This is a genomic window from Alcaligenes phenolicus (assembly GCF_032063905.1).
GTDB lineage: Bacteria > Pseudomonadota > Gammaproteobacteria > Burkholderiales > Burkholderiaceae_B > Alcaligenes > Alcaligenes phenolicus.
The window spans coordinates 91,158-102,950 of record NZ_DAMBOE010000006.1; the positions used below are offsets into that span (position 1 = coordinate 91,158).

General features: G+C 56.4%; 9 protein-coding genes and 1 pseudogene. 4 read left to right on the forward strand and 6 right to left on the reverse strand.

The window, feature by feature from the left end; all coding sequences use genetic code 11:
* Positions 1 to 125: 125 nt before the first annotated feature.
* From U2949_RS13230 to dapD, 4 genes are read right to left on the reverse strand one after another with little or no spacing between them, the layout of a single operon-like run.
* Positions 126 to 2,051: an ATP-binding cassette domain-containing protein gene (locus tag U2949_RS13230; protein ID WP_257723158.1), complete on the reverse strand. Its 1,926-nt coding sequence runs from the start codon at positions 2,049 to 2,051 to the stop codon at positions 126 to 128.
* On the reverse strand, positions 2,048 to 2,971 hold the full coding sequence (gene prmB / locus U2949_RS13235; protein WP_254499450.1) for a 50S ribosomal protein L3 N(5)-glutamine methyltransferase: 924 nt from the start codon (positions 2,969 to 2,971) through the stop codon (positions 2,048 to 2,050). The genes U2949_RS13230 and prmB overlap by 4 nt, the downstream gene beginning before the upstream one ends.
* A complete protein-coding gene (dapE, locus tag U2949_RS13240; protein WP_026482864.1) occupies positions 2,965 to 4,101 on the reverse strand; it encodes a succinyl-diaminopimelate desuccinylase in 1,137 nt (378 codons plus the stop codon). The genes prmB and dapE overlap by 7 nt, the downstream gene beginning before the upstream one ends.
* A gap of 2 nt (positions 4,102 to 4,103) precedes the next feature.
* Complete coding sequence (dapD, locus tag U2949_RS13245) at positions 4,104 to 4,922, reverse strand: 2,3,4,5-tetrahydropyridine-2,6-dicarboxylate N-succinyltransferase (RefSeq protein WP_026482863.1); 819 nt, start codon at positions 4,920 to 4,922, stop codon at positions 4,104 to 4,106.
* An 871-nt stretch (positions 4,923 to 5,793) separates the two neighbouring features.
* On the opposite strand from dapD, the gene U2949_RS13250 reads away from it, so the two are divergent.
* On the forward strand, positions 5,794 to 6,699 hold the full coding sequence (locus U2949_RS13250) for a hypothetical protein (protein WP_009455739.1): 906 nt from the start codon (positions 5,794 to 5,796) through the stop codon (positions 6,697 to 6,699).
* A gap of 120 nt (positions 6,700 to 6,819) precedes the next feature.
* Here the strand turns inward: U2949_RS13250 and U2949_RS13255 are convergent, their stop codons facing one another.
* Positions 6,820 to 7,587, reverse strand: a complete 768-nt coding sequence (locus U2949_RS13255) for an AraC family transcriptional regulator (RefSeq protein WP_026482859.1) — start codon at positions 7,585 to 7,587, stop codon at positions 6,820 to 6,822.
* 106 nt (positions 7,588 to 7,693) lie between these two features.
* Between U2949_RS13255 and U2949_RS13260 the strand changes: the two genes are divergently transcribed.
* Entirely contained in the window at positions 7,694 to 8,500 is an 807-nt protein-coding gene (locus U2949_RS13260) for a sulfite exporter TauE/SafE family protein (RefSeq protein ID WP_321288217.1), read from the forward strand.
* Positions 8,501 to 8,653: 153 nt separating this feature from the next.
* Positions 8,654 to 10,441 (forward strand): annotated as a pseudogene (locus tag U2949_RS13265) (SLC13 family permease); the annotation flags it as partial.
* A 96-nt stretch (positions 10,442 to 10,537) separates the two neighbouring features.
* Here U2949_RS13265 and U2949_RS13270 read toward each other — a convergent pair.
* Positions 10,538 to 10,876: a DUF202 domain-containing protein gene (locus U2949_RS13270; protein ID WP_257723157.1), complete on the reverse strand. Its 339-nt coding sequence runs from the start codon at positions 10,874 to 10,876 to the stop codon at positions 10,538 to 10,540.
* A gap of 350 nt (positions 10,877 to 11,226) precedes the next feature.
* Between U2949_RS13270 and U2949_RS13275 the strand changes: the two genes are divergently transcribed.
* The gene (locus U2949_RS13275) at positions 11,227 to 11,625 is read left to right on the forward strand and encodes a DUF1090 domain-containing protein (RefSeq protein ID WP_026482855.1); all 399 of its coding nucleotides are present in this window, start codon (positions 11,227 to 11,229) and stop codon (positions 11,623 to 11,625) included.
* Positions 11,626 to 11,793: the final 168 nt, after the last annotated feature.

Consider the following 11,793-nt stretch of genomic DNA (forward strand, 5'->3'; position numbering starts at 1 on the left):
CAGTCTCGCGAGGTCTCAATGTGTGTTTTACAGGCCATCCAGAGCTTCCGTCAAAAAGGCGCCAATCCTTGTGGATATGGCGCCTTCTTTTTCAGGAGTTCACGAGCGGAACGGAGTCGATAGGCCTAAACCTGTCGCCCAATTTCTTCCATTGCTTCCTGAATTTCCAACCACTCTTCTTCCAGCGTTTGATGCGTCTTGGTGAGCTCACCATGTTCGGTCATCAAGGCGGGGCGTTGGTCCTTGTAGCTGTCTGAATAAAAGTCGGAGTCTTGCATCAAGGTATCCAGCTCCTGTAAACGCAGCTGGGCTTTCTCCATGGCCGACTCCACTTTCTTCAAGCGGCTTTCCAATGGCTTGCGTTGTTGGGCTTGCCGTTGACGCAATTCGGCTTCCTGACGGCGTTGGGTCTTGCGGTCTGTGCCTTCAGCGCCTGTATCCGCACGGGCTTCCTGGCGAGCTTCCGAGCGCGATTGCGCGCTGCGGGCCAGTAGCCAGTCGCGGTAGTCTTCCAGGTCGCCGTCAAACTCCTGAACCTGGCCATCGGCCACAATCCAGAAAGAATCAACGGTAGAACGCAACAAATGGCGATCGTGCGATACCAGCAGCACGCTGCCACCGTAATCAGCCAAGGCTGTCGCCAGGGCCTCACGGGTATCCACGTCCAAGTGGTTGGTTGGCTCGTCCAGCAGGAGCAGGTTGGGTTTTTGCCAAACAATCAGGGACAGGGCCAGACGTGCCTTTTCGCCACCGGAGAAGGGGGCGGTCAGGCTGGTGACCATATCACCGCTGAAACCGAAGGAGCCCAGGTAATTGCGCAGTTCCTGCTCGCGTACATCCGGAGCCAGACGCGCCAGATGTTGCAGGGGAGTGGAGTCCGGGTCAATGGAGTCCAGCTGGTGCTGGGCAAAGTAGCCAATCACCAGACCTTTGGATTCCAGGCGTTCGCCCTTGATAGGTTCCAGCTTGCCAGCCAGGGTTTTGACCAGCGTGGATTTACCCGCACCGTTCATCCCCAAAATACCCACACGGGCACCGCCGCGCACCATCAGACGGACCTGGCTCAAAATGGCCTTGTCCTGACCGGGGTAACCCAGATCAGCCTGATCCAATGTCAGCAAGGGATCGGGTGTGTATTCGGGCGAGGGCAGGCGAATGGAAACGCTTGAGTCGTCGCGCAAGAGCGTCACGGTCTGCATGCGGGCCAAAGCCTTGACGCGGCTTTGCGCCTGTTTGGCTTTGGTGGCCTGGGCCTTGAAGCGGTCAATAAAGCTTTGCAGGCGCGCGGCTTCACGGGTTTGACGCTCGTAGGCGATCTGGCTTTGTTGCACGCGCTCGGCACGTTGCACCAGAAAGTCGTTGTAGCCGCCTTTGTAGCGAACCAGCTTGCCTTGATCCACGTGCAGGATCGAACGGGCCACGGCATCCAGAAACTCGGTGTCGTGCGAAATCAGCAGGACCGTGCCGGGGTAGGAGCCCAACCAGCGTTCCAGCCAGAGCATGGCGTCCAAGTCCAGGTGGTTGGTGGGTTCGTCCAGCAAGAGCAGGTCAGAAGGCGCCATCAGGGCGCGGGCCAGGGACAGGCGCATTTGCCAGCCACCGGAGAACTCGCGCACGGGCAGCATCCACTGATCGGGGCGGAAACCCAGACCGGCCAGCAGTTGCTCGGCACGCGAGGGGGCGGACCAGGCATCGGCTTCGATCAGGGCGTTTTCCAGTTCGGCAATGGCCTGACCATCGCTATCGGGCGTGTTGGCACGTTTTTCCTGCAAGGCACGCAAGCGCTCGTCGCCATCGATAACAAATTCGCGGGCAGGGCGGTCACGGTCCGGAATGGTCTGGCGCACACTGGCCACTTCCCAGACTTCGGGGATGCTCAGATCACCCCCGTCCAGATCCAGCTCGCCTTGCAACAAGGCAAATAGCGAGGATTTACCCGCACCGTTCTTGCCCACAATGCCCAGGCGCTCGCCCGGGTTGACGATGAAATCAGTATTGTCCAGCAGGACTTTGACGCCGCGACGCAGCGTAATTCCAGTTGCGCGTATCACAGAGCCAGTTGCTCCCGGCTTAGCAAGAGAATCTGGTCTTCAGCGGTTTCCGTGCTCAGCCAGATAGGCTCCAGCTCCGGGAAAGCGGTGATGAAATTGTCGTACTCATTGCCGATTTCCAATACCAGCACACCTTCGGGCGCCAGGAAGTTGGGGGCCGCTTCCAGAATGCGACGCACCAGGTCCATACCGTCGTCACCCCCAGCCAGGGCCAGTTGTGGCTCGTGCTGGTATTCCTTGGGCAGGTTCTGCATGGACTGCTCATTCACATACGGTGGGTTGCAAATGATCAGGTCGTAAGCGCTTGGCGGCAATTGATCCAGTAGATCGCTCTTGTACAAGCTCATGCGATCGTTCAGCTCGAAGGCATCGATGTTTGACTGAGCCACTTCCAGCGCGGCGTCGGACAGATCCACGGCATCGACTTGCGCTTGCGGGAAGGCCAGCGCGGTCAAAATAGCCAGACAGCCCGAGCCAGTGCACAAATCCAGGGCGTTGTAGATGGCATCGGGGTCCGCAATCCAGGGTTGCAACTGCTCTGCCAGCAATTCAGCAATGGGAGAGCGCGGCACGATGGTGTCGACGGTGACGCGGAAGCGGTGGCCTTGCAGCCAGGCTTCGCCAGTCAGGTAGGCGGCGGGCACGCGCTCGTTGCAGCGTCGTGCGACCAGGGCCAGATAGGCAGCGCGCTCGGACTCCAGCACGGTGGCATCCAGATACGGGTCTAGCGTGTCCAGGGGCAAATGCAGGGTGTGCAGCAGCAGATAGGCGGCCTCGTCCCAGGCATTGTCACTGCCGTGACCGAAGGCCAGCTGACAGCGGTTGAACTGGCTGACAGACCAGCGCAACAAGTCGCGCACGGTGCGCAGTTCCTGCTGGGCTTCCAGCAGGGAGGAATGATCGATGCAAGGGCTTAACAAAGCAGGGATTCCAATGTACGGCGATAAATGTTTTTAAGAGGCTCAAGATCAGCCACAGCAACGTGTTCATTGATTTGATGGATGCTGGCGTTGAGCGGGCCAAATTCGACCACTTGAGGGCAGATTTTAGCGATAAAGCGGCCATCCGAGGTGCCGCCTGTCGTGGACAGATCGGTTTCCACGCCGGTTTCGGTTTCAATGGCCTTGGCAAGAGCTTGGCTTAGCGGTCCGGCCTCAGTCAGGAAGGGTTCGCCACCCAGTGTCCATTCCAGTTGGAAATCCACACCATGGCGGCGCAGGATGGATTCCACTTCGGCTTGCAGGCCGGCAGGTGTTTGCTCGGTGGAGAAGCGGAAGTTGAAATGCACATCCAGTTGACCGGGGATCACATTACCCGCCCCGGTGCCGGCATGGATATTGGAAATCTGAAAGCTGGTGGGCGGGAAGTCGATATTGCCGGCGTCCCACATGCGGTCTGTCAGTTCGTGCAGTGCAGGGGAGAATACATGCAGCGGGTTGATGGCCAACTGCGGGTACGCCACATGGCCTTGGCGACCCTTTACGATCAAGTGACCGGACAGGGAGCCGCGACGGCCATTTTTAATGGTGTCACCTAATTGGCGCGAGCAGGTGGGCTCGCCCACGATGCAATAGTCCAGTTGTTCGCCACGCTCTTTCAGGACACGGCACACATGCACGGTGCCGTCGGTTGCGGGGCCTTCTTCATCCGAAGTCAGCAGCAGGGCAATCGAGCCTTTGTGTTCAGGATGGGCCTGGGTAAATTCCTCAACTGCGTGGATGAAGGCCGCAATCGAGGCTTTCATATCCGCCGCACCACGGCCATACAGCTGACCGTCGCGCACGGTGGGCTCAAACGGGGGCGAGTCCCAGGCCGCTTCCGGCCCGGTAGGAACCACGTCTGTGTGACCGGCAAAAACAAACAAGGGCGCCTGGGTGCCACGGCGGGCCCACAGATTGGACACCGGGCCGCTGGGCAGATGTTCCAGGCTAAAGCCCGCTTGCTCCAGCCTTGCGCCCAGCCATTGCTGGCAGTGGGCGTCCTCAGGGGTGACCGAGGGGCGGGCAATCAGGGCTTTGAGGGTGTCTAGTACAGAATTGTCAGTGCTCATGTTCAGGCGCGAAGTAAATCATTAATACTGGTCTTGGCGCGGGTACGGGCATCCACACGCTTGACGATGATGGCGCAGGCCAGGCTGTACAGCCCATCGGCCGAAGGCAGGGAACCAGGGACCACTACCGAACCGGCTGGGACACGGCCCTGGTAAATCTTGCCCGTTTCGCGCTCGTAAATCTTGGTGCTTTGCGACAGGAATACGCCCATGGCCAGCACCGAGTTCTCTTCCACGATGACCCCTTCCACCACTTCGGAACGGGCACCGATGAAACAGTTGTCCTCAATGATAGTGGGGTTGGCCTGTAGGGGCTCCAATACCCCGCCAATACCGACGCCACCCGACAGGTGAACATGCTTGCCGATCTGGGCGCAGGAACCGACGGTGGCCCAGGTATCCACCATGGTGCCTTCACCGACATAAGCGCCGATGTTCACAAAGGAGGGCATCAGCACGACATCGGGAGCCACGTAAGCGCCTTGGCGTACCACGGCACCGGGAACGGCGCGAAAGCCTGCCTGGGCAAATGCAGCCTGGTCGTGCTGCTCGAATTTCAGAGGCACCTTGTCATAGAAGGGAGCGGGCTCGCTGGCCATGACGCGATTTTCGTTGATCCTGAAGGACAGAAGAATCGCTTTCTTGACCCAGTCGTTGACCTGCCACTGTCCGTCGATTTTTTCCGCCACACGCAGGGAACCGTAATCCAGCTTTTCGATCACGGTATGGATGGCCGTGCGCAGTTCAATGCTGTGTTCTTGGGGGGAGAGGGAAGCTCGCTGTTCCCACGCCGATTCGATCAGACTTTGGAGGTCGCTCATAGGCTAGGCTCTGTGAATGCAGGCCGTCATTGGCAGTATCGGGATACAGAAGGCGCATGATGCGCGGTTTACCACCGCAGCGGCCGAGCTTGAATGGAGGCAACAGGATAACCGAGTCTGCCCCTTCCATGCACGGTTTTGTGGCTTTCTTTGTCGCTTTTGAGGACAGATGCGCGTGGGATGCAGTCTGCCAGCAAGGTCAGGAAGGTGGTGTGTTGGCCAAGTGAACTTCATGTGCAGAGGTGAATGCGGAGGCCTGCAATATCTGTGTTGGATTTTTTCTGTTTGCTTTATTTCTGAAGTTGTTTTTCTTTTTTCTTGTGGTTCGATAATTGTTTCTCTACTTGCCTTTGTTTTTCTTATCACGACTATTTTGTTTATTTATTATTGCTGCTGCTCAATTCAATTAGCTACGTAATCAAGTATTTCAAGATAATAAAAAATAAGCATGTATAGCCATACAAGCTTAGTGTGAAATTCTTGGGCGAGGCCTGGTTTGCGGGTGTGTGCTGCCTGATCGTATAGCCTGTTTCGTTCTCGTCTGCCTCTGTAGAGCTTATGTAAAAAGGGTTTAACCCCTTTTCGTCCAGGGTCATGAATCGCTCCATGTTGAGAATGAGGTGGCCTGCAGCCATGCGCTTTGATTCGGTTTCTCTTTTTACATTTTATAAAATTTATCGATTTTTTATCTGCCTAGAATGAGCGTGAAGTGTTTTTTTTGTTGCATTCAGTTCTTGTTTTTCATTCAAAGGGAGGGCTTATGCGATCGATCCTTTTATGGCTTCTGGGTGTTCCTATCCCTATCATCATTTTGCTGGCTCTGTTTTGGCACTAAGGTGCGTGCGATCACAATCTGAAATAAGGAATCATCATGGCTACAACGCAATTTGGTTCGGATGCAGGTTTGGGGACGCAAGCCGTGGCGGAGTCTTCGCACTCCGCTGTGTCTTGGGGCGCTGTCATCGGGGGCGCGGTTATTGCCGCTGCCATGACGGTGACCTTGCTGGTAGGCGGGACCGGCCTGGGTTTCATGGCGATTTCCCCGTGGAGTAATGACGGGGCCTCAGGCACCACGATGGCTATCGGGACGATTATCTGGCTCTTTGTCACGCAGATCATTGCCTACGGTATTGCGGGCTATGTCACCGGACGTCTGCGTACCAATTGGACAGGTGTTCACGGTGACGAAGTTCATTTCCGCGATACGGCACATGGTTTTCTGGTCTGGGCCGTGAGTGCGGTTGTCAGCGTCTTCTTGCTGGGCTCGGGTGTCGCCTCGCTGGTCTCGGGTACGGCTCAGGCAGGGGCGAATCTGGCCGGGGCTGGAGTGGGAGCGGCATCGGCCATCGTAGGCCAGGCAGGCAAGGATCAGGCGCAAGGCCCTGGCTTGGGCTATTTCACCGACACCTTGTTGCGTCCGGCAGATCCTGCCAATGCGCCTGCTCAGACTGGCAACCCGGAACGTGAGGTCAGCCGGATTCTGGCTCGCAGCCTGAAAGAAGGGGAGGTGTCCCAGCAGGATCAGGATTACTTGCTGCGTTTGGTGGCCAATCGTACCGGCTTGACGCCCGAGCAAGCCAAGGAGCGTCTGGACTCCGTGCAAAAGCAAGCCAAGGAAACAGCCGACAAGCTGGAGCAGCAAGCTCGTGAAGCGGCCGATACCGCTCGCAAGGCAGCCGCGGCTTTCGCGCTGTGGGCATTTGCGTCCTTGTTGGTAGGTGCCTTCGTGGCCAGTCTGGCTGCAACGATTGGTGGACGGGCGCGTATCACGCGTTAAGCCCCAGTCATGATGCCAAGTCGCTTATAAGTTGAGGCGGGCAGTGCAGGCCCCCGGATGTCAGAGCTCCGGGGGCCTTTTTGTTTCTGCTTCCATCAAGTTGCTGTCTTGTCAGTTCCTTCAAGGAACACGAATAAAGTTGCTGGGTGCTTGCCCCAAGCGGCGACGAAACATGGTGGAAAAGGCACTGGAGCTGTCGTAACCCAGATCCAGTGCAATCTGTGTGACGGATTGGCCGGCCGACAGCTTGGCCAGAGCCGCCAGCAGACAGGCTTGTTGACGCCATTCACTAAAACTCATGCCGGTTTGTTGCCGGAACAGGCGCGTAAAACTGCGCAGGCTTTTATTGATTTGCCCGGCCCACTGTTCTGGCGTGCTTTGAATATTGGGCTGGCTTAAAAAGTCTTTGCAGAGCTTGGCCAGGGATGGGTCTTGAGGGATGGGGGCAAAGAGCGGCATGGTTTGCGCCAAACCGACTTCATGCAGAAGCAGTTGAGCCAAGGCGTCGTCGCGGCCATCTTCCTCGTACAGAGCGGGCAAGGCCAGGGAGGCCAGCAACAAGTGATGCAGCAAGGGCGTAATGACCAGCACTTCGCAATGTGTGCTGCTGCGAGGTGCTGCTTCCGGCTCTATATATAAGCTTCGGGTGCTGGCGCTTTGCATGCGTACGCGATGGCGTTTCCCAGCTGGAATCCACACGCCGCTATAAGGGGGAATCACCCAGGCGCCATCGTCGGTTTCGACTTCCATCAGCCCGGTCATGGCATAGAGCATTTGCGCCCGTCGGTGCACATGAAAGTCCAGCAGCGTGCCTGGCGCGTAGTCCGTGCCAATCGCCAGCAAGGGGCGAGGGGTGGCATCTACGCTATCCAGTCGTACATTGTGCATAAGCAAGCCTCTGGCCGAAACGAAAGTATTGTTGACCGGTTTTAGCATGCCAGCCAAAGCAGGGCGACCTATTCTTGGGTTTTGTCATCTGTGTTGATGGGCGGCTATGTATTTTCTATTGCTGTTTTTTGGTTTGCTGGCTGGCGTGACCACCGTGCTGTTTGGCTTCGGTGGCGGTTTTGTGGTGGTTCCCGTGCTGTATTCGGTGCTGATTGGCATGTATGGCGTGGACAGTCAGATGGGGCAGGCGGCCATGCATATTGCGGTGGCCACTTCCACCTGCGTCATGATCGTTGGTGCTGGCCTGTCTACCTGGCGCCACCACAAGGCGGGCACTGTGCCTTGGGGGCAGGTGCGTCCTTTGCTCCTGTTCATCGCCTTGGGGGCGATTCCCGGTGCGGCAGCAGCCATGGCCTTGAGCGGGTCCTGGGTACGTTGGGTTTTTGTGGTGTATCTGGGCCTGACGATTCTGGATAGCCTGTTTCGTTCCGGCTTCACCCAAGAGGCCAGCAATGCCATGCGTCCTTTAAGCAAGGCCAGTAGTGCTGGGGCCGGGGTGATTATTGGTGCGATTGCCGCCTTTTTGGGGGTCGGTGGTAGCGTGATCACCGTCCCCCTGATGCGTCGACGCGGTGCCAGCATGACCGCTGCCACGGCCGCAGCCAATCCCTTGTCCTTGCCGATGGCGGTGGTGGGGAGCCTGACTTACGCCATGCTGGCCTGGAATGCCGATTCCTTGGGGGCCTGGCATGCAGGTTATATCGACTTGCGCGCATGTCTGGTGCTGGTGATTGGCTCCTGGTTGGGGATTCGCTTCACCTCGCGCTGGATCGGCAAGATCCCGGACAGCATTCATGCCAAAGCCTATATCGCCTTGTTGGGGCTGGTGTTTTTGGTGATGCTGCTGGTTTAAGTGTTGCAGGGGGACCTTGCGCCACCGATCCCTCCAAGCTTGAAGGCTTCACTTTTCCTGTTTTGAAAACTTGTGTTTTTTTGTTGAGTGCGGCGAAATGCAGTGCTTGCTGTGCTGCATTTTTCCCTATACTGAGCAGCACAGCACAAACAGGAGTGGGGCAACATGACAACAGAGATTGCAGTGGTCTTGGGTCTGGCTTTAATCGCGATTGTCTTGTTTGCTACAGAAAAACTCCGAATAGATGCTATTGCCTTGCTGGTGCTCAGCACCTTGGCGGTTCTGGGTTTGGTGACTCCCGAGCAGGCCGTGGGTGGTTTCAGCAATCCGGCCACGGTTACCGTCGCGGCCATGTTTGTGCTGGCTGCCGGGCTGCAAAATAGCGGGGCGCTGTCCGGGATTGGGGATTTGCTGAGCAAGGCACGCTCCCCTGTGCAGTTTCTGCTGCTGTTGTTTCTGGTTCTGGCGGTGATTGCTCCCTTCGTCAACAACACGGCGGTGGTAGCGGTATTCATTCCCATCGTCCTGGCCGCCTGCGCACGGATAGGCATGTCGGCCTCCAAAGCGCTCATCCCCTTGTCCTATGTCTCGCAAATGGCCGGGGTCTGTACCTTGGTCGGGACCTCTACCAACCTGCTGGTCAATGCCATTGCCCGCGATCTGGGCCATCCCGGTTTCACCATGTTCGAGTTCACCGCCTTGGGGGTGATCTGTATGGCTGTGGGTTGTCTTTATTTGCTGACGATAGGGCGCTGGTTATTGCCTGATGCCCGTGGCGGCGAGTTGGTCGAGCAATATGAGCTGGGCAAATACATTACCGAGCTGCGGGTGATGCCCGATTCTTCCTTGATTGGCCAATCGGTGGGCGATGCCAAGCTGGGCGAACAATACGGGGTGTTTGTGCTGGAGCTGTTGCGCGGCGATACCAAAGTGTGGGGCCCGCGAGAGCAGAAGATCGAGCAGGACGATGTGCTGTTGGCGCGCGGAGACTGGACCAAGCTGGACGAGCTGCGCAAAGAAGCGGGTCTGGAAGTAGACCCCCAGTTCAAGCTGGAACAACAGTCTTTTGAGCAGGTCGATCAGGTCCTGACCGAGGTCATGATTGCGCCGCGTTCGCGTATCAGTGGTCGTACTTTGGGCAGTTTGGGAGCAGGCTGGCACAAGAACGCCACCGTGCTGGGCATTCATCGCCGTGGTCAGGTCTTGCGTGAGCAATTGCGTGCGGTGCGTTTGCAAGTGGGCGATATCTTGTTGATATTGACTCCGGCCGCAGAGGCGGCCGATTTGCGGGCTGACAGCAATATTATCGTGCTGTCCGAGCGCGAGGCTGAAAAGGAAATGGGCTGGCGTGCGCCGTTTGCACTGGTCACCATGGCCCTGGTGATTTTGGTGCCTGCCTTGGGCTGGGTGCCTATCAGCATCACCTCCTTGTTCGGTGCCGTGGCCATGACACTGGCTGGTTGTTTGAAAGCAGATGATGTGTACGACGCCATAGACTGGCGCATCATCATCTTGATGGCGGGCTTGCTGCCTTTGGGGATGGCCATGAGCGAGACCGGCGCGGCCCAGTTTCTGGTCGAAAATACCGTTGGTCTGGTGAAGTCCTTTGGGCCTTTGACCGTGTTGGCCGTGGTCTACCTGATGGCCCTGATGCTGACCGAATTCATGAGCAATGCCGCCGCTGCCGTCTTGCTGGCACCGATAGGAATGTCCACGGCGAAAATGATGGGCGTCGATCCCACTCCATTTCTGATCGCCGTTACCTTCGCGGCTTCCACCAGTTTTGCCACGCCTGTGGGCTATCAGACCAACACCATGGTTTATGGCGCAGGCGGCTATCGTTTTGTGGATTTCCTGAAAGTGGGTTTGCCCTTGAATCTGATTTTCTGGGTGTTGGGCGTGGTGTTGATCCCCGTTTTCTGGCCCTTCAATCCGGCTTGAAGCCGCTACTTATACGGCAAGAATAAAGGAGACCCTGGTCATGGCCTCACTGGCCCCGCAGACCATCCAGATGATGCAGGGACGAGAGGAACCTGATTACAGGCTTGCGTCACCCGAGGAGCCGGATTGATCTTTAGGACCTTTCCAGCGATAGCTCAGCAGCAGCACCCACAGGGTGGCCATGCCCAGTCCGTACAACATCGCTCCATAGGAAACTGAAATATCAATACCGCAGACCCGCGAGAAGCGGTCTGCGGTATCACAGATATTCTTGATCGCCAGTACAAACAAGACGGTGTTGACGGCCATGGCCAGACAAGCGGACACCGCCCGTTCCGCCCAGATCAGACTGGCAACGGCCAGAATGGACAAGGGCATCAAGGAGTTGAGCACACTGGTATGCCAGGCTGAATAGGCCTGGGAAGAGTTGAGCAAACTTTCGTTGACGTGCGCAAAGGGAAAGAGCCACAACACAATCAAAGCAGCGCACAGGAAAAAAATCAGTTTCCTGGTGGTGATGTTGAACACGATTAAAAGTAAAAGTTTGCTTTATGAGGATTTCGAGTGTAACTGAACTGTTTTATGCCTAAAGACAAGTTGTGTAAATTTCTCAGCACAATTTGCGACAATTTTGTTACTTGAATATGACATAAACAGAAGAATTTTCGAATTTAATCACGTTTTCGTGACTAATTGACGAAGTCTATTCCAATTGTCCACATGAGGTAAATTGGAGTCTGGATTGTATGATGGCTATCTGGATGAACACTGCAGGAGTAATAAGGATGAAACGTTCCGTATGGTGCTTGAGTGCTGTATTAAGTGTGATGGCCTTGCCCGCCTGGGCTGAGAACCCGGCTTGCCAGTATCGGGCTGCCGAAATTCAGAACCAGATCAACTATGCTCGCCAGCATGGCAATGTTCATCGAGAGCGTGGCCTGGAGCGCGCCTTGGCCAATGTGCAGATGCATTGCCGGGACGCAGATTTGCTGCGTGATGTACAGGAAGATATCCGCGATCAGGAAGAGGACATCCAGAAACGCATGGATGACATCGCCGAGAAACGGGCTGAAGGGCGACAAGACAAGGTGCAGAAGCTGGAGAAAAAACTGGAACGTGACCGTGCCAAATTGGAGCAATTGCAAGATGAATTGAAAGAATTGCAGGCTCTGGGTGCTCAGTAAAAAGCGTCACCGCAAGTCCTGAGTCTTTTCCTGTTCTGGCGATCCATAGAGTTACAAAGAGCAGGAGTCAGAAGTAAATACGTGCTCCCACTGGGGGCACGTTCTTTTGAATCTGAAAGGACTGCTTATAATCACAGGTGCAGTCGGCGCAATGACGTAAGCCGACCA

Coding starts and splice junctions, on each gene's coding strand:
- dapE (WP_026482864.1), bottom strand. CDS start 4,101: ATGAGCACTGACAATTCTGTACTAGACACCCTCAAAGCCCTGATTGCC.
- dapD (WP_026482863.1), bottom strand. CDS start 4,922: ATGAGCGACCTCCAAAGTCTGATCGAATCGGCGTGGGAACAGCGAGCT.
- U2949_RS13250 (WP_009455739.1), top strand. CDS start 5,794: ATGGCTACAACGCAATTTGGTTCGGATGCAGGTTTGGGGACGCAAGCC.
- U2949_RS13255 (WP_026482859.1), bottom strand. CDS start 7,587: ATGCACAATGTACGACTGGATAGCGTAGATGCCACCCCTCGCCCCTTG.
- U2949_RS13260 (WP_321288217.1), top strand. CDS start 7,694: ATGTATTTTCTATTGCTGTTTTTTGGTTTGCTGGCTGGCGTGACCACC.
- U2949_RS13275 (WP_026482855.1), top strand. CDS start 11,227: ATGAAACGTTCCGTATGGTGCTTGAGTGCTGTATTAAGTGTGATGGCC.